Here is a 17,863-nt window from a genome sequence, read left to right as displayed (position 1 = left end):
CCTGTGGGTTACTGACAGCGGGCGGCGATCATTCTGACCGGATTAACTGACGAGGCAGCGGGCAGGCGGAACGGGGCGCGACAGCTTTTCTGTTCACCCTCTTCCTGCCACTTCACTACCACCACGCCCTCTGCCGGCACGCCGCTCAGGTAGAGTTCACCGTTTTCGGCCACAATGCCGCTGGTGTTGCTGTCACCGCTCTGCGCAGCGATCTGCGCGGCGGCGCCAAACGGCGGAAACGCACCCTGATAGCTCAGGGTAAAGAGCACCCGATTACCGACGTGGGTGGCGTAGTCGGTCATGACAATCGCGCCACGGGTCGGAATCGCCGTCTGTCCATCCAGCTCGACATCGACGTTGTCGGGCAGGGTGTCGGTGGCCAGTTCAATGTTATTTTCATGGTAGGGCGACAGCGAAGGCACAATGGCATAGCCCCGGCTGTCAGTGACCACCTTGCTGTTGCTCTGGATGCCGACATTGGCGGCGCCTGGCACCCGGACAATGGCAAAGGTATCGCCCAGCGGCTGACTCAGCGTAATACCGTGGGCGTGCGCCACAATGCCGCCCGCCAGACCGTAGTTAAACTGGCTGCTGTGGCGGTCGTGACTGACGCCGACGTTGACGCTGCCCTGGCTGCCGCGATAGTCCAGTGAACCATTGCTGTTGAGGTTTTTGCCCTGGCTGTCATGACCCTGTTGCAGGCTGTAGTGCAGATTATTATCTTCCAGCGCACTGCCTGACAGACTTACCTGCTGCGAGACATCGCCGCTGTGACCGGCGTTCATGCTGTAGCTGACAGAGCTGTCTGGCAGCAGGGCGTTGAGCGGGATCGAGATATTGAAGGAGACCGCGCGATCGGCTTTACTGGCGCTGCTGGAGTCGGTGTAAAAATAGCCGACACCCCAGGTGATCCCTTTGACGCTGCTGTAAAAGCCCAGGTGCAGGGTGCGATCCTCGCGGTTCGAACGCCAGTAGCGTTGCACATAGGCGGAGGCGCTGAGGCTGCCATAATCGCCGATCCCCTGGGCGAATGAGATCTCTGAACGGCTGCGTTTGTTGGTGACGTCGCTGGCTATGGCGGTCATCGCGTTGGCTTCACTGAAGGTATAGAAACCACTGGAGGAGTAGCGATAGCTCGCCATGCTGAAAGTGGTATTGGTGGAGGCGAAATTCTTCTGGTACTGGGCGCGCACTGAGTGACCACTGCGGCTTCCCCCCTGCGGCAGCACGGTTTTTGCCAGGGTGACATCGCCGCCCAGCGAACCCAGGTCGCCCAGACTTTTACCGATGCCGACGGCGAAAGCGTGGTAGTTCTGCGCCAGCTGCACCCCACCCAGGGCGGTGAAATCCCGCGGCAGGCCATAAAACAGCATCGACTGGACAAATTCCGGCGAGCGCGGGGTGTTTTCGCTGGCGTAGTGATAGCGACCGGCGCTGAGGCTGTACTTCAGGTGCCCCTGACGCAGCATAAAAGGCACCGCGGCGTAAGGCTGAGTAAAGCTGCGCACCGAACCATCACTCTCTTTGATAGTGACTTCCAGGTCGCCGCTCTGGGCGGTGGGATAGAGATCTTTGATCTCAAACGCACCGGGCGCGACCACGGTTTCATAGATCACATAACCATGCTGGCTTACGGTAACGCGCGCGTTGCTGTGGGCGATACCGTGGATCACCGGTGCAAAGCCGCGCTGACTCTCAGGCAGCATGGTTTCATCAGAGTTCAGCTGGAGGCCGCGAAACTGCACGCTGTCAAACACATCCCCGGAGGTGTAGGTATCCCCCATGCGAAACTGGCTTTTCAGCGCCTTCAGGTCCCGCTCTAAATAGGTGGTCTGTGACTGCCAGTGGCTGATCAGATCGTAGCGCCAGCTAGCACTGTTGCGCAGCCGCCAGGCACCGAGATTGGCTCCGCTGTGCAGACTCAGCAGCGTGGTACTCCAGCGGTCACTGTCACTGCGGGTCTGGGTGCCGGTCAGGTTGTAGTTCACAAAAGCGGCCGCGACCCCTTCATCCCAGCGGGCGGGATCAACATAATTGCGATCTTTCAGGGTCAGGGCGATCTGCGGAATCGAGATATTCAGCTGCTGCTGGGCAAAATCAAAGTCGGTGGAGGCATCCGGGATGTAATCGCCGATTTCACCAATCGCCTCATCCTGATGCAGATGGGCAAAAGCGGCGAAGGCCTGCACGTTTACGCCTAACGCAGCCAGCTGAGCCACGGTGAGCTGGGGGATCAGCCCCGCTTTGCCCGCGACAAAGGTAATATCGCGGCTATCAACCACCTGATTGTTCAGCAGCAGGGTCACATGATAGCTGCCGGGCTGCTGTCCGCCCTCACGAGCAAAATAGTGCAGATCGGCCGCGTTGTGCTGGTCGGAAGAAAATTCCAGCGCCGCCGGATTAAAATAGTCATCCGCACGCGCCACTCTCAACGGACATAAGATCAGCAGCGCCAGACCGGGTACTCCTGCCAGCCAGGGAAAGAGATAGAACGGCTTTATCTCCCTTGTTTTTCCTGTCTGAGAGTAGTGAGTCACTTTCACGTTTAATGCCCCGGCAACCAGCTAAAAATCGAGAATCAAATGACGAAAACCGAACTATCCGCGCGTTTTTTCTTTGGTCACGCCGCCGTAGTCGGTAATGGCTGACCAGCTCACCGCCCCTGTCTGCGCGACGTTCCAGTGACGATCTTCGCCAGGCGCGATCATGCCTGGGTCATTGATGGGGTGATGATTCACGCTGAGCGAGTAAAAGGAGACAAAGTAAGGCGTTGGGTTGTGTCCCACCAGCTGATTGCCTTCGTGGTGGAAGGTGATCTGCTGCCAGGCGTCAGCCGGATTTCCCGCTAATCCTTTAGGGCGATAAAAAAGCTTAAATTTTGATTTGATATTGACCTGAAGCTGATTATTTTTATCACGTGGCGTGGGTGAGATAGATTTTACGTTGAGCCAGAATACCGATTCCCGATCTTCAGGCAGCGCCATACCGAGATAATTAATTCTTAGCTGGCTCTCTTTTCCCGCGTCCAGCCGGAACAGCGGAGGCGTGACAATAAACGGCACGCGGGCATGATTATTCTGGTCGAAATTCTCTATCCATGACTCCACCAGATAGGGAATATTTTTATCCTGATTGGTCACAGAGAGTGAGGCTTCCTTTTTCCCTTCGACGAAAATAATCCGTGTGCCACCCATGACAATACCGGCATGGGCAGTGACGCTCAGCATCGCGGCTGAGAGGAGTGAAATAAGTCTTATTACCCTGAACATAGTGAGTTACGCTATTGATGTTTCGAAAATAAAAGCAGGGTTGCCCCTGCTATGAATCAGTTATAAACCATCACAAAGTTAGAAACTGCATTTGCGGCACCGGTAGTAATCGCTGCGCCATCACTTTTATAGGCGGCGTAGAAATTCAGATCCGCAATGCCGCCGTTGTCCGTATCAGTCACTTTCACCGCTTCGGAGATGGAACCGATAGCCACCTGGGTGCTGCGGTCAGCTTCGTAGAGCTTGATCCCTACGCCGGTTGCGCCACCGCTGTCCACTTTCAGCAGGGTGCTGTCGCCTGCATCTTTATCGCCATCGAATAGTACCGCCACGTTGCTAACGGATTCAGGGCAATCCGAAACGGAAATGGTGAACGGCGTTTCGGTGGTTTCAGTGCGGCTTTCAAAATAAGATTTCGCCCACTTTCCTAAATCCACGCTCTGAGTCTTACTGGCTTCAGAGACGTTGCAGGAAACATCCGTAATTGAACCGGTGAATTTTATTTCGCCACCTGCACCCTGCGTTCCCGCTGTTGAGCCTGGGTTTGTATCCATTGGTGAAGCACCGTCAACAGCCGTGGCGAAGGCGCTTCCTGAAGCCATAAGCCCCGCCAGCGCGACTGGCAGAATATGTTTTTTGATATTCATTAACTCTGTCTCTTTTCAATGCATGCAGTGTGGCTGAAATTAACCACCTGATAGGTAGAACGACATTTAAGAAATGCGGCAATATAACAACCCAGGGCTGTTATCGAGGCTGCATATTATTACCTGCTTCATATATAGAAGTTAAACGAGATGGCGCATTATTAATTCACTGAGCGTTATTGTTAGTTATTTTGTCGTGAATCAACGGTGTGACGGGGTCTGACCCTGCAAAAAAAAGGCCAGTGGTTTACCAGGCGTTTACTTTTAACTTAAGCAAACAATATATTCACACATTGAATATTATCATTCCCAAAATAGAATATACTTTTCTTGCAGGTAAAAAATAAGAAGAGACAGGCGGCTTTATTAAAGAAGTTTCGCGGTTGCAGCCAGATGCAGGGTGAAAAATTAACGCGGCAATCCCCGTTTCGCGGACGGCGTTAAGGCTGGCACGCAATGTATCTCTGTTTATAGCTGGTCGAAGCTCAGCGGAGTGCGAAAGGCGTGACGCGCCGCGGTCATCAACTGACTGGCAGTGACGGTCGGGGGCAGACGCATCAGGATTTTGCTTGCCTGCCAGTAACAGAGCAGCATCACCTCATCCTCCTCCTTTTCAGCCAATTCGCGCAGCCGGGCGCGTAGCGATAACACGTTAATGGTCTGCTGTTCATCCAGCATGTCAGAAATCGTCTGGTTAATAATCTGATGGAGAGTTTTCCAGGTGAGATCTGTATACAAAATTAACCTCTTTTAACGCTTATCGGCTCCGGGCTGATCACCAGCAGAGTAAAGGCAAAATGGCTTCAGCCTGATGAAAAATAAATCTGCTGATAACTATAGCGGCTTCTTTATCCTTCTGCCGGACCACCTGTTAAGAATCTTAAAGCCGTTGAGTTTAGCCAGATCTGGCCCTGCCTGTCGCCTGTTATAGGAGGAAAGAGAGACTGATTGCTGATTTTTATACCAATAACAACCGGTTATTCGCTGACTGCGGTGCTGAAGCGAAGCGGGGTTAACCGGCCAGCCGTTCCGCTCCGCGCAGCCTGTGAAGGCTATCTATTCTCGCGTGGCCCTGAAACAGTGAATGACTTTTAAAAACCTGACTGGTGCGATTCGGTGCGCGCTTTTCATAAAACAGTCGCAGCCCCGGCCGCCTCACACCAGAACCCCTGCCCCCCGGCTGGCCATATTTCGCAATGATTTCCCGCTTGCCCGCACCCGCGAGAGTTTCGATAATCGCTATCTACTCTTTTATATAACGAGAATAATTATGCGTAAATTTCAATTTGCAGCACTGGCGCTGGGATTAGGCGTCACCATTTCGGCGCTGGCTGGCAGCGATATTCATGTCACCTACGCCGGGTCTATGGGCAAAGTGATGGACGAGGGTCTCGGTCCGGCATTTGCCCGTCAGCAGGGCGGCAATTATCAGGGACAGGGCCAGGGTGCCTACGGTATGGCCCGGCTGCTGGCCAGCAAAAAGCTGACGGCGGATGTCTTTGTGTCAATCACGCCTGGCCCGATGCATATTCTTAAGCAGGCGGGTTTGATCGACCGTGCCGTTCCGGTCGCCAGCACCAGTATGGTCATTGCCTATAATCCCAAAGGTCGATATGCCGCCCGGTTTGCCGCGGCTGACACCCACGACAGCGGCTGGCTGGACCTGCTGGCAACGCCCGGCCTGAAGTTTGGCCGCACCGATCCCGCCAATGACCCGAAAGGCCAGAATATTGTCTTTACCCTGCTGCTGGCTGAGAAGTATTACCACCGGCCAGGCATCGCCGATCAGATTATGGGTGGCGTGCAGAATCCGGCTCAGGTGAATCTGGAGGGCGGTCTGCTGACGCGACTGGAGAGTGGGCAGATCGACGCCGCCGCCGGTTATGAAAGCGAAGTGCGCTCAGCCCATCTGCCCTATCTGACGCTGCCGGACACCATTAATCTCAGCAACCCGGCTGAGTCGAAACAGTGGTATGACACCGTCAGCTTCACCCTCAAAGATAGTCAGGGTCAGGATAAAACCCTGCATAGCCAGCCACTGGTCTACTACGCGGCGGTGCTGAAAAACGCCCCGCACGGTCAGCAAACCGGCCAGGCGTTTATCGATTTTCTGCGCAGCCCGCAGGGAGAACAACAGTTCCAGCAATATGGCTATGCCGCCGCCAGAGGGGATGATCTGGTGCCATGAAACGCCAGTCCGCTCTCGCGATGTGGCTGTCGCAGCCCGCGCTGCTGATGCTGGCGATCCCTTTTATTACGCTGATCGGCCTGACCCACTGGCGTCATTTTCAGCTGGCCTGGGGCGACAGTCACGCGATTGTCACCTCGCTGGGACTGGGCGCGGTCTCGCTGCTGCTGGTGATCGTAAGCGGCCTGCCGCTGGCCTGGTGGCTGTCACAGGCGCACGGCAAAGCCTGCCTGATAGCTGAGACGCTGGTGCTGATCCCGCTCCTGACACCGCCGCTGGCGATGGGGATTCTGCTGGTCAGCGCCTGGGGACCCTACAGCCCGGCGGGCTCGCTGCTGGCGCGGGTGGGTATTGCGCTGGTTAATAATCCCGCCGCGTTTGTGCTGGCGCAGTGGTATGGCGCACTGCCCTATTTTGTTATGGCCGCACGATCGGCTTTTGCCGGGGTGCCGGTGACGATTCTGGAGGCGGGACAGACACTGGGCGCGTCACCCTGGCAGCGTTTCTGGCGTCTGGCCCTGCCGCTGGCCGCGCCCGGTTTAGCGACCGCAGTGGCGCTGGCCTGGGTTCGGGCGATTGGCGAATTCGGTATCGTGATGATTTTTGCCTATTTTCCGCAGGGGATGCCGGTTAAGCTGTACAACAATTTGCAGAACGACGGGGTGGATGCGGTCTATATCCTGCTGTGGTTGCTGCTGCTGTTTACCTTACCGCTGCCGCTGGGCTGTCTGGCGCTGACCCGACGCTACGCCCGGCATAAGCACGCCATTCACTGAGGAGATGCTGATGGCCATGACGCTGGAACAATTACAGGAAAAATATCCCGGCGCGCCCGCCGATGCCTTTGGCGACTCCCCTGAGTTAGCTAACCAGCTTGCCACGCTGATCATTGCGGGTAAGAAAGTCGCCAGCTGTGGCGCGCTGCACAGCTGGCAGGCGCAGGAAACCCGACCTGAACCGGGCGGATACAGCATTATCCTGAACGGTCAACAGCAGCCGGTCTGCGTGATCCGCACCACGGGTCTCTTCCTGACACGCTTTGACCGCGTGACGCCAGAGATGGCGATGCTGGAGGGCGAAGGCGATCTCAGCCTCGACTACTGGCAGCAGGAGCATCAGCGCTTTTTTCAGAGCGCCGGTTATTTCCACACTGAAATGGAGCTGGTGTTCGAGACCTTTCAGCTCGTGGAGGTGGTGTAAAGCGACCGCTGCGCTGGCTAAAGGGTGTTGGCGGCCATCAGCGCCAGCCGCGTAATTCCCCGGCCAGCCAGCTTCTCCGCCGCCTGCGCCGCACGCATCCCGCTGGCGCAGACCAGCACAATGCGCCGATCGGTCGGGGCCTGCCATGCCGCAATCTGCGGCGGCAGGATCCGCTCCACCCGCTCGGCCACGCTCTCCGGTGCCTCTTCCGGCGAGCGCAGCTCCACAATGCAATCCTCAGCGGTGAGCATCGCCCGATCGATAAAGGGAATGGCCGGCTCTTCCGGTTCAGGTGCGTCATCGAAACGGAACTGACGCAGATGCCAGTCAACAAAATCGCAGTGGATCATGCAACCAAGCGGCGACGGCGTCAGTTGCAGTAACTGACTCAGCGCCATCTGCGCCTGCATCGCCCCCAGCGTCGCCACGGCCGGTCCCATGACTCCGGCGGTGTTGCAGTTTCCCGCCGCCGCGGGCAGCTGTGGAAACAGTGCGCGATAGCCCGGCGCACCGCCGCAGAAGCCCCCCACATAGCCCTTTCGCCCCAGCACCGAGGCGCAGATCAGCGGCAGTCCACGCGGATAGCACTCGTCAGAGAGCTGATAGGTAATGGCGAAGTTATCGGCGGCATCCACCACCAGATCGATGCCCGCGAGCGCGTCGGGCAGTTGGCTGGCGCTCAGCCGGTGTGGATGCGCCTCAACCACGCATTCCGGGTTGCGTTGCGCCAGCGCACGTTGCGCGCAGAGCGCTTTCGGCTGACCCACGTCATCAACGCCAAACAGGGTTTGCCGATGGAGATTGTGCAGTTCAACCGAATCGCCATCGTAAAGACGGATAAAGCCGACGCCAGCCCCGGCCAGCAGCGGCAGTAGCGTGGCGCTCAGACCGCCCGCTCCCACCACCAGCACCCGCGACCGGCTCAGGCGCTGCTGTCCCGCTTCACCAATCTCCGGCAACATCGTTTGTCGCTGATAACGTGTCATCACCACTCCTTAACTGAACTCTGCCAGACCAAAAATCGGGGTGGAGGCGAATGCCATCTCACGCTGCTCCATCAGCCCCGCCTGAAACGCCTCGTGCCCGGCGTGGATAGCACCGGCAAAGGCACCGGCCATCCGCACCGGATCGCGGGCTTTCGCCACGGCGGTGTTAAGCAGCACGCCATCAAAGCCCATCTCCATCGCCTGCGCCGCCTGACACGGCGCGCCGATACCGGCATCGATAATCAGCGGCACATCTTTGAACCAGGCCCGCATCGCCCGCAGCCCCTCGATGTTGCGTAATCCCTGGCCGGAGCCGATCGGCGCGCCCCACGGCATCAGCACTTCGCAGCCCGCCTCCAGTAATTTCTCGCCGACAATCAGATCTTCCGTGGTGTAGGGAAACACCTGGAATCCGTCGGCGCAGAGGATGCGGGCGGCTTCGACCAGCGCAAAAGGATCGGGTTGCAGCGTGTCGGCATGGCCGATCACCTCCAGCTTGATCCAGGGCGTATCGAACAGTTCACGCGCCATCTGCGCCGTGGTAACCGCCTCTTTCACCGTGTGACAGCCAGCGGTATTGGGCAGGATTCGCGTGTTGAGCTGTTGCAGCAGGTTGCGGAAAGCGCCGCCGTCGCTGCCTTCCCGCCGCAGGCTGACGGTAATAATCTCCGCGCCTGAGCGCGCTATCGCCTGTTGCAGGATCTCCGGCGAAGGGTAGCCAGCGGTGCCAAGCAGGAAGCGGGATGTCGGGGCAAACTGATAGAACATGGTTAACCTCCCTGCATCGGTGACAGAATTTCAAGCTGGTTGCCCGCCGCAAGTTTCTGGCTGGCATAACGGCTGCGCGGCACAAACTCACCGTTCAGCGCGGTGGCGACCGTGCGGGGATCGATCTGCTGCTCCTGCATCAGCTCCGCCAGCGTGCTGGCTCCGGTTTCGATGGCGCGGCCATTGAGTTCAACTTGCATGATTACCCTCCTGAGTCAGTTGCTGCATTAATTTTTCGGCCATGATCGGTGCCAGCAAAAAGCCGTGGCGATAGAGACCATTCAGTGAAAAACGGCCCTCTTCATAGCGCACTTCTGGCAGATTGTGGTGATAGGCGGGACGCAGACCGGTGCCACTCTCCACGATTCGCGCTTCGGCCAGCGCCGGGTGCAGCGTATACGCCGCGCTGAGCAGCTCCATCATCGCCCTGGCGCTGATCGCGCTGCTGTCATGGCTCTCAACCATGGTAGCGCCCAGCATAAAGTGCCCGTCCGCACGCGGCACCAGGTAGCAGGGAAAGCGCGGATGCAGCAGCCGGACCGGACGGGAAAAGTGGATTTCGGGGGTATGCAGGATCAGCATCTCACCGCGCACCGCCCGCAGGGCGGGCTGTTGCTGAGCGGCGTGAATGCCGCGACAGTCGATAATCTGCCCGCTGGGTTGACCGCTGTGGATCGCCACCTCCGCCTGTTGCAGCTTATCGCGCAGTTGCTGCATGGCATGGCGCGGATCGAGATGCGCCTCAGCAGCGAAAAACAGGCCACGGGCAAAGCGGTTTTCCAGCTCCGGCTCAATCTCAGCGGGTGCAACCCACTGATGCTGCTGCGTCATGCTGGCGAAGCGCGTCAGTTCCCGGCTGTCGCGAGGTGGTGCCACCACCAGCGTGCCGTGCTGCACCACGCCCTCGACGCGCCTGGCCCACCAGCCTGCGGCATGCTGTCCCCATTCAATCACCTGCGGCGGCGCACTCTCCGCTTCACACCAGGGGGCGAGCATCCCTCCGGCCCAGTGGGAGGCCGCGCGACAGTCGGGGCGGGTCACGATCTCGACAGTTTCTCCGCGTTCCGCCAGCAGCGTAGCGACACAGAGCCCGGCAACGCCGCTGCCGAGTACCGACCAACGGCTCATGATGTCCACCGGACGGGAGATGCATAATTCAGGGAGTTGTGGGTCATAGCGGCCTCGTCATAACGATGCGAAGACCCGTGATACCAGAAGGGAAAAGGCGAGAGCGAGGTGAACGCGCCCTTGCGGCAAGTATCAGAAACAGCGATACCCGTCTTCCTACGCCAGTATCAACTGGGTCAGGTTCTAAGGGTCGCTAAGCCGCGCGGTGCGCTATTAGCCTCTCAGTCTCTCCGGCGAGACTCCCCTGACGGCTTTAGTTGTAAGTGAAGTGAGGAGCTTCGTCAAGCCTGGAGCTCTTGCAGCGCCTGGGCCACTGCCGCGGTGATTGCGTTAATACGCTGCTCATTACGGCGGTAGTAGGTCCACTTGCCCACTTTGCTGGCCTCAACCAGCCCGGCGCTGTGCAGCGCCTTCAGACAGAGCGAGGTGGCGGGCTGCGAGAGGCCCGCCTTATCCTGAATGAGACTGGCACAGACGCCATACTGATCGAAGGGAAAGAGCTGAGAATAGCCCGCAAACGCTTCTTCAGGATTTTTCAGCCACTTAAGCACGGCCACCCGGGTAGGGTTGGCGAGTAACTTAAGGGCATTTTCCGGTGACATGCCGCCTCACAAAATATCAGGATGAGTAAAAAGGATAGTCAGTATATCCTTTCTCATCACCGCCATACAGGGAGCTGTGATCCACCGCATTGAGCGGATGGCCCGCTCTCAGCCGTTCCGGCAGATCGGGATTGGCGATAAAGGTGCGGCCAAAGCCCGCCAGATCGCCCCACCCTTTTTCCAGCATGCGTTGCGCTTTTTCCTGGGTATAACGGCCAGAATAGATGATCGGTGAGCGGAAGGTTTCCCGCAGCGCCGCGCGGAAACTCTCCGGCATCTCAGGGCTGTTATCCCAGTCCGCTTCCGCGATGGAGAGATACCCCACCTCCAGCTCATTCAGCAGCTGTGCGGCGCCGATGTAGGTCGCGTGCGGATCGCTTTCGACCAGTCCCAGATAGACGCGCTCCTCATCCGTGCTGGAAAACAGCGGCGCAAACCGGACGCCGACGCGGTGGCTGCCAAACACCGAACTGACCGCTTCCGTCACTTCGCGCAGGAAACGCAGGCGATTTTCAGGCGAGCCGCCATATTCATCGCTGCGGAAATTGGTGTGCTCAGAGATAAACTGATTGATCAGATACCCGTTGGCGGAATGTAGCTCGACGCCGTCGAAACCCGCCCTTTTGGCGTTTTCCGCCGCGCGTCGGTAGAGTCCGACCACCTCTTTCACTTCGGCCGTGGTAAGTTCACGCGGTTCACTGGGTGCGGTTAAGATCCCGGCGGCGGGCCCGGTTTCAATAAAGACCCTGACCTGGGTCGCGGCCACGGCTGAGGGGGCAACCGGCGGCTGTTTGCCTGGCTGAAGTTCAGTATGTGAGACCCGGCCAACGTGCCAAAGCTGGCAGAAGATCGTGCCGCCCTGCTCATGAACGGCGTCAGTGACCCGCTTCCAGCCAGCCACCTGTTCTTCGCTGTGAATACCCGGTGTCCAGGCATAGCCCTGGCCGCGCGGTTCAATCTGGGTGCCTTCCGTAATCATCAGCCCCGCGCCGGCGCGCTGACGGTAATATTCCACCATCCTGTCGCCGGGAATATTTCCCGGCTGCTCGCTGCGACAGCGGGTCAGCGGCGGCAGTACGATACGGTTACGAAGCGTTAAATCACCCAGCGTCAGAGGGGAGAAAAGAGACGGCATAACGAAAATCCTCAATGAAACAAAGAGGCGTCATTATATTTACACATTTAAATTTGTAAATATGTAATCTGTGCTGGATGGCAGCGTAATCACTCCCGCTATGGCTGGACGGCTGACTCGAAAAACTGATAGGAACTCTCGCGTCGTGCTTTCGCCTGATACATGGCGACATCGGCCTGGTCCAGCAGCAGCCTGGCCGGGGTCGTTCCGAACCGGGCGAGGCTGATACCGATTGAGGCGCCAATCGCGATTTCCATGCTGTTAATCACCAGGGGTTCTTTCAGCGTGTCGATGATGCGCTGCGCGATCGCCGATGCCGCGTCACGATTATCGCACTTCGCAGCAACCACAAACTCATCGCCGCCCAGACGTGCCACTGAATCGCCCGGTCGCATAGCGCGCTGGAGTCGCTCGCTGATCAGTTGCAGCAGCGCATCGCCGGTGGCGTGCCCCATCGAATCATTCACCGCCTTGAATCCATTCAGATCGATAAACAGCACGGTGGTATAAGCGCGATCGTCCTCCTGCGCCAGCATGGCGTTTACCTGGTCGTTAATCCAGGCGCGATTATGCAGGCCGGTTAAGGTGTCACGGGTGGCGAGGGTTTCAAGCCTGCGCATCCGCTCTTTGTCGCGCGTGATGTCGCGTGACACCAGCACCGCCCCGATGTTCTGGCCGGTGGAAGGGTCGGTGACGCCGCAGGCTTTGGTGCCCAGCGTAAGATAGTGGCCGTCGCGATGCAGTTTACGTACCTCAACCACGTCCGGCAGCGCGCCGCCACTGAAGAGATGTTCCAGCGCTTCGGTGGCGGATGCCCGGTCGTCAGGATGCAAAAAATCCACTACCCGTTTGCCTACCACTTCCGCGGCTGACCAGCCAATCATTTGGCAATAAGAGGGCGAGATGGCAACGTAGCGGCCCTGATTATCGCAATGGGCGATCAGGTCAGTGCTGTTTTCAATCAGCAGGCGGTATTCTGCCGCCGTGCGCAGCGCATCTTCCAGCGCCTTACGCTGCCCGGAAATATCCAGAATGAAGCCGTTATATTGCTGGCAGGCACTCCCCGGCGGGCTCTCCGGCAGCCCGGAAACCAGCACACGTCGCGTCGTCCCGTCCAGACAGTGGATCGGCACTTCAATATGAAAAGGCGTCACGCCTTCCAGCGCCGCCGTGAGTTGCAGCGCGATCAGTGCATCATCGTCAGCCTGAGCGAACCTCAGCCACGCACGCAGCGAGACCCCCTTCAGGGCGGGTATCAGCCCCGCCGGGCTTTCGTGGCTGGCGACACATATGCCCTGTGCGTCTGTGGACCAAACGGCGGAAAAAGTAGGTTTGATCACAATGCTCATAGTGGTCGGTTCCGTGGTGTGCTGACGAGGCTAAATGGCCTGATGCGGGTGGTTAACTATCTCCAGGGTGATTCACCTCTGAACCGGATAAGGATTCGGCGGGGAATTCCATTCCACAACTCCTGATGACAGGTGCTGAATGTTGCTGTCGTCCTGGGGCAGCCGCCTCCCTGGGGAGATAACGCAGGCGAAAATCGGCGGGAAGCGGGCAGAGTTAACATTCAGGATAGTCACTCTTTCTCCTTATTTATCGGCCGATCGACACAGATTCTTTAATTAACCGGCTTTTTCGCGTCGCGCTCTGGCTGGCAGTGGCCGCATTGCTGCGGAGACTGACCAGCCCGTCCCCTTCGCGCTATGCCCCATGATGATGAGTCGCATAAATTCAGCTTAAGTGCCTGCCCCGCCGGCACCTGACGCCAGGCAGCGCTAACGGGCGAATGAAGTCAGCTAATACAATCTGAACCCAGATATCCTGTTCAGAAAGCCGCTTTGTGAAGCCGATCAAAAACTCATCAGAACATCTTTTCCGCTTAACTATTTCTTAAGATTAATCCTATAACCTCGCCCCTGTATCAACCCATATCGGGTTTCCCGGAGCCTAACCCCATGCAAATCAAGACCACTGATTCTTCTACCCTGAGTAAAGTTCCTGCCGTGACTGCGGCGTTCTGGCTGACCAAGATCGCCGCCACCACCCTGGGTGAAACCGGCGGTGATGCCGTGACCATGTCGATGAATCTGGGGTATCTCACCGGAACGCTGATTTTCGCCCTCATCTTCCTGGTCGCGGTGGTGGCGCAGATTAAAAGTCAGAATTTCAACAAATGGCTCTACTGGCTGACCGTAGTGGCGACCACTACCGTCGGCACCACGCTGGCCGATTTTGCCGATCGCTCGCTGGGAATAGGGTATCCGGGCGGGGTGATGCTGCTGAGTACCCTGCTGGTCCTGTCTCTGTTTATCTGGCACATCACCTGCGGCACCATCGCCGTCACGTCGGTTAACAACGAAGTGTCAGAAAGTTTTTACTGGGTAACCATTATGTTTTCCCAGACGCTGGGTACGGCGCTGGGTGACTGGACCGCGGACAGCGAAGGCCTGGGCTATGCCGGTGGGATCCTGCTGTTTGTTGGGGTGCTGACAATGATCTGGGCCGCCAGTCGCTTTACCTCGCTTTCACGTACGGCACTGTTCTGGGCGGCGTTTATTCTGACCCGTCCGCTGGGTGCGGTGGTCGGCGACTTCCTCGATAAACCGATTGCAGATGGCGGAATGGCACTGAGCCGTTACAGCGCCTCGCTGGTACTGGCGCTGATCATCATCGCCTTTCTCTGGCTGTTGCCCCAGCGCCCGGCCGCGAAAGTGGCGGCGACCCAATAAAAAATACGCTTCACTCTTTTTTAGCCACACCAGGGAACAAAACAACAAGGCCGCCCATGATGGGCGGCCTTTTCAGTGCGTGTCAGAAGATGCCTGGCAGCCGGTGAAATCACCGCGCCGCCTTCGCTTACTGACCCAGAATTTCCCGGCGCACAATCCCGGCGCCAGCGCTTAACGCATGCAGTTTGCCATTGGCAACCTGGCGGGAAAGAGGAACCATGCCGCAGTTGGTTGAAGGATAGAGTTTGTCAGCATCGACAAACTGCAATGCCTTGCGCAGCGTGCTGGCGACCTCTTCCGGTGTCTCGATAGTGTTGGTGGCCACATCGATCGCGCCCACCATCACTTTCTTGCCGCGAATCAGCTCGATCAGATCCATCGGGACGCGGGAGTTCTGACACTCCAGTGAGATAATATCGATAGCTGAGCGTTGCAGCCGTGGAAAGACTTCTTCATATTGCCGCCATTCGGTGCCCAGCGTCTTTTTCCAGTCGGTATTCGCTTTAATGCCGTAGCCGTAGCAGATATGGACCGCCGTTTCACACTTCAGCCCTTCCACGGCGCGTTCTAATGCGGCGATACCCCAGTCGTTCACCTCATCAAAGAAGACGTTAAACGCCGGTTCGTCAAACTGAATAATATCAACACCGGCAGCCTCTAACTCTTTGGCTTCCTGATTAAGAATTTTGGCAAATTCCCAGGCCAGCTTTTCGCGACTTTTGTAGTGGTTGTCATACAGCGTGTCGATCATCGTCATCGGGCCAGGCAGCGCCCACTTGATCGGTTGATCGGTCTGCTGACGCAAAAAGCGGGCATCGTCAACGAAAACCGGCTTCTGGCGGCTCACCTCGCCGGTCACGGTGGGGACGCTGGCATCATAGCGATTACGAATTCTCACCACCTGACGGTTTTCAAAATCGACGCCGCTGAGGTGCTCAATAAAGGTGGTGACAAAGTGCTGACGGGTCTGCTCACCGTCGCTGACAATATCGATACCGGCCCGCAGCTGATCGTCGAGGCAGAGGCGCAGCGCATCTTTTTTGCCGTCCGCTAATTCCTGATCCTGTAATTTCCACGGCGACCAGAGCACTTCTGGCTGCGCAATCCACGAAGGTTTTGGCAGACTGCCCGCCGTCGAGGTAGGTAATAATTTTTTCATAGCAGGTGACCTTTATTTTCGTTAATCAAAGAACGGATTCAGCGGACCATTGTGCAAGAAGAGTCTGATAAGGCTTAATAAAATACTCTTCAGTAAATTTCCCCTGCTCAACCGCCAGGCGGCTACGTTCTTCGCGATCGTAAACAATTTGCGTTAATGAATAATCCCGATGATTCAGGGTCGGCTGATAGCAGTGACCCGCGGCGGAATTAGCATTATAAATTTCAGGCCGGTAGATCTTCTGGAACGTCTCCATGGTGCTGATGGTGCCGATCAGTTCCAGAGGGGTGTAATCATTCAGCAGATCACCGTGGAAGTAGAACGCCAGCGGCGCAACGCTGCCAGCCGGCATAAAGAAGCGCACCTGTAGCCCCATCTTGCCGAAATAGTAATCGGTCAGTGACGGCTCATCCTGCTGATACTCCACCCCCAGCACCGGATGGTGATTGGCGGTGCGCAGATAGGTGTTTTTACTGGAAACGCTCAGGCAGATAACCGGCGATTTCTGGAAATTTTCTTTGTAGGCGGCTGAGCTGACAAAACTTTTGAAGATGTTGCCGTGCAGAACACCAAAATTCTCTGGCGTGCTGAAGTGGCTCTTGCCTTTATTGTGCTCCGCCAGCACCACGCTGAAATCATAATCACGCACGTAAGAAGAGAAGTTATTACCGACAATGCCGTCAACCCGCGTCTGGGTTTTATGATCAACGATAGTGGTTTTTAAGATTTCAATGGCCGGAAAGGTTTCGCCCTGCCCTTGCGCATCAAGATTCACTTCAGCAGAAATAATTTCAAGTTCAACAGCGTAACGATCGCCTTTCGGGTTATCCCACTGTGCCAGCGCGTTAAAACGATTGTTAATCATCGCCAGCGCATTGCGCAGGTTTTCCTGGCGCTTCTCGCCACGCGCTAAGTTAGCGAAGTTCGTGGTCGCGCGGGTGCTTTTCGCGGGATTGTAGTTTTCGTCGAAAGTAATGCGCTTAAGCGTAAAGGGAAAGTCGTTAATCATCGCCGTCTGTTTCCTGATAGTTAATATGAAGTTTATTCTTGCTCTCCAGGGCTTCTCACATCCGCCTTTTCATTCACAAGCCTTCATATTCTTTAATGTTATTAACAATTCATACTTTATGCCTGACTCTCCGGGTGAAAAAAAGTGATTTAATTTCACCGAACTTGAACTTTCTTCATGTTGGTGCGGGATGACAGCTGCTTTTCTCATGGCCGGGATGGGGCATTTCACTGGCCAGCAATGACCGATGTGGCAAAAGCGGGAGCCCAGGGTGCAGCGGGCGGGCATAACGGGACAGGCAAACGCTGCCTCTCCCGTTCCGGGTGAGCGGCTAAAGGCTCAGGGCATGATGCGGCGTAAGGTGGTATCCCGCAGGAAATAGTGGTGGAAGAGGGCAGCCAGCGCGTGCAGGCCAATCAGCCAGTAGCCCAGCGGGGCCAGCGTTTCATGCAGATTAATCAGCATTGAGGCGGTAGCGGGATCGGGCGTCGCCGCCACCGGCATATTCAGCCCGAACAGTGACCACTCTTTAGCGCGCAGATAACGTGAGGTCAGGCCCAGCGCCGGTAAAACGATGAACAGCGCATAAAGCAGGGTGTGTACCAGATGGGACAACCCCGTCTGCCAGCGCGCCAGCGGCGGCGTAACCGGAGGCGTGGTTTTACGGCTGCGCAGATAGAGGCGGGCCAGCATAATAATCATGACGCTAAAGCCGGCGGAAAAATGGGTAATCATCATCGCGTTTCGCTGCCATGTCCCCTTCTCCGCCAGCCCGCGCAGTTCAATGGTAGCGTAAGCGATAATCAGCAGCAGCACCGTCAGCCAGTGAAAGAAAATCTGTGAGCGTGCATATTTGTTCAGCATCCGTCTGGTCCTATCAACAGGTTTTGGCTCATCATAACCGGCAATTCTTAGGCGAAGATTAACTCCCTGCCTCCTTCCGCATTGCACTGGATAATTTCGCGGTCTGTTCAGTTCACTTCCCGACTGGTATAGCACTGGCTATCAAAGTTAGATGTTGCTATATCACCTTGAATTTA

General features: G+C 56.9%; 18 protein-coding genes and 1 riboswitch. Of the genes, 4 read left to right on the top strand and 14 right to left on the bottom strand.

Features of this window, described 5'->3' with window-relative positions; genetic code table 11:
• Positions 1-8: 8 nt before the first annotated feature.
• The 4 genes from ACCW71_RS07855 to ACCW71_RS07840 form a co-directional block, all read right to left on the bottom strand.
• Positions 9-2,543, bottom strand: coding sequence for a fimbria/pilus outer membrane usher protein (locus ACCW71_RS07855; protein ID WP_436370627.1), 2,535 nt, complete (start codon positions 2,541-2,543; stop codon positions 9-11).
• Positions 2,544-2,597: 54 nt separating this feature from the next.
• Positions 2,598-3,269, bottom strand: coding sequence for a fimbrial biogenesis chaperone (locus ACCW71_RS07850; protein WP_436370626.1), 672 nt, complete (start codon positions 3,267-3,269; stop codon positions 2,598-2,600).
• Between the two features lie 56 nt (positions 3,270-3,325).
• Entirely contained in the window at positions 3,326-3,916 is a 591-nt protein-coding gene (locus ACCW71_RS07845; protein ID WP_436370625.1) for a fimbrial protein, read from the bottom strand.
• 468 nt (positions 3,917-4,384) lie between these two features.
• Positions 4,385-4,654 (bottom strand): hypothetical protein, encoded by a 270-nt coding sequence (locus tag ACCW71_RS07840; RefSeq protein ID WP_436370624.1) that lies wholly within the window; start codon positions 4,652-4,654, stop codon positions 4,385-4,387.
• Positions 4,655-5,186: 532 nt separating this feature from the next.
• Here ACCW71_RS07840 and ACCW71_RS07835 point away from each other — a divergent pair.
• Genes ACCW71_RS07835 through ACCW71_RS07825 form a run of 3 tightly spaced genes read left to right on the top strand, consistent with a single transcriptional unit; the run spans position 5,187 to position 7,304 of the window.
• Positions 5,187-6,104 carry an extracellular solute-binding protein gene (locus ACCW71_RS07835; protein WP_436370623.1) on the top strand — a complete coding sequence of 306 codons (918 nt, stop codon included), beginning with the start codon at positions 5,187-5,189 and terminating at the stop codon, positions 6,102-6,104.
• On the top strand, positions 6,101-6,880 hold the full coding sequence (locus ACCW71_RS07830; protein WP_436370622.1) for a molybdate ABC transporter permease subunit: 780 nt from the start codon (positions 6,101-6,103) through the stop codon (positions 6,878-6,880). Before ACCW71_RS07835 ends, ACCW71_RS07830 begins: the two co-directional genes overlap by 4 nt.
• Before the next feature lie 10 nt (positions 6,881-6,890).
• Positions 6,891-7,304, top strand: a complete 414-nt coding sequence (locus ACCW71_RS07825; protein WP_436370621.1) for an ASCH domain-containing protein — start codon at positions 6,891-6,893, stop codon at positions 7,302-7,304.
• A gap of 17 nt (positions 7,305-7,321) precedes the next feature.
• Here ACCW71_RS07825 and ACCW71_RS07820 read toward each other — a convergent pair whose 3' ends face one another.
• The 7 genes from ACCW71_RS07820 to ACCW71_RS07790 form a co-directional block, all read right to left on the bottom strand.
• Positions 7,322-8,290: a ThiF family adenylyltransferase gene (locus ACCW71_RS07820; protein WP_436370620.1), complete on the bottom strand. Its 969-nt coding sequence runs from the start codon at positions 8,288-8,290 to the stop codon at positions 7,322-7,324.
• A 9-nt stretch (positions 8,291-8,299) separates the two neighbouring features.
• Complete coding sequence (locus ACCW71_RS07815; RefSeq protein WP_436370619.1) at positions 8,300-9,058, bottom strand: thiazole synthase; 759 nt, start codon at positions 9,056-9,058, stop codon at positions 8,300-8,302.
• Positions 9,059-9,060: 2 nt separating this feature from the next.
• Positions 9,061-9,258, bottom strand: coding sequence for a sulfur carrier protein ThiS (gene thiS / locus ACCW71_RS07810; RefSeq protein ID WP_436370618.1), 198 nt, complete (start codon positions 9,256-9,258; stop codon positions 9,061-9,063).
• A complete protein-coding gene (locus tag ACCW71_RS07805) occupies positions 9,248-10,186 on the bottom strand; it encodes an FAD-dependent oxidoreductase (RefSeq protein ID WP_436370617.1) in 939 nt (312 codons plus the stop codon). Before ACCW71_RS07805 ends, thiS begins: the two co-directional genes overlap by 11 nt.
• A gap of 136 nt (positions 10,187-10,322) precedes the next feature.
• Positions 10,323-10,442, bottom strand: a riboswitch (TPP riboswitch).
• 25 nt (positions 10,443-10,467) lie between these two features.
• On the bottom strand, positions 10,468-10,788 hold the full coding sequence (locus ACCW71_RS07800; RefSeq protein ID WP_436370616.1) for an ArsR/SmtB family transcription factor: 321 nt from the start codon (positions 10,786-10,788) through the stop codon (positions 10,468-10,470).
• Positions 10,789-10,804: 16 nt separating this feature from the next.
• Positions 10,805-11,923, bottom strand: a complete 1,119-nt coding sequence (locus tag ACCW71_RS07795; protein ID WP_436370615.1) for an alkene reductase — start codon at positions 11,921-11,923, stop codon at positions 10,805-10,807.
• A 98-nt stretch (positions 11,924-12,021) separates the two neighbouring features.
• Complete coding sequence (locus tag ACCW71_RS07790; RefSeq protein WP_436370614.1) at positions 12,022-13,272, bottom strand: diguanylate cyclase domain-containing protein; 1,251 nt, start codon at positions 13,270-13,272, stop codon at positions 12,022-12,024.
• A 609-nt stretch (positions 13,273-13,881) separates the two neighbouring features.
• Here ACCW71_RS07790 and ACCW71_RS07785 point away from each other — a divergent pair.
• Entirely contained in the window at positions 13,882-14,655 is a 774-nt protein-coding gene (locus tag ACCW71_RS07785; RefSeq protein WP_436370613.1) for a COG4705 family protein, read from the top strand.
• A gap of 127 nt (positions 14,656-14,782) precedes the next feature.
• Here ACCW71_RS07785 and ACCW71_RS07780 read toward each other — a convergent pair whose 3' ends face one another.
• From ACCW71_RS07780 to cybB, 3 genes are all read right to left on the bottom strand, one after another.
• Positions 14,783-15,814, bottom strand: a complete 1,032-nt coding sequence (locus ACCW71_RS07780; RefSeq protein WP_436370612.1) for a methionine synthase — start codon at positions 15,812-15,814, stop codon at positions 14,783-14,785.
• Between the two features lie 25 nt (positions 15,815-15,839).
• A complete protein-coding gene (locus tag ACCW71_RS07775; RefSeq protein ID WP_436370611.1) occupies positions 15,840-16,823 on the bottom strand; it encodes a DUF1852 domain-containing protein in 984 nt (327 codons plus the stop codon).
• A gap of 339 nt (positions 16,824-17,162) precedes the next feature.
• The gene (cybB, locus tag ACCW71_RS07770) at positions 17,163-17,687 is read right to left on the bottom strand and encodes a cytochrome b561 (RefSeq protein ID WP_436370610.1); all 525 of its coding nucleotides are present in this window, start codon (positions 17,685-17,687) and stop codon (positions 17,163-17,165) included.
• Positions 17,688-17,863: the final 176 nt, after the last annotated feature.

The sequence above is a fragment of the Pantoea sp. C2G6 genome (assembly GCF_051336815.1).
GTDB lineage: Bacteria > Pseudomonadota > Gammaproteobacteria > Enterobacterales > Enterobacteriaceae > Pantoea.
The sequence above is the reverse complement of the archived record's forward strand: the minus strand, read 5'-3'. Positions and strand labels throughout refer to the sequence as shown.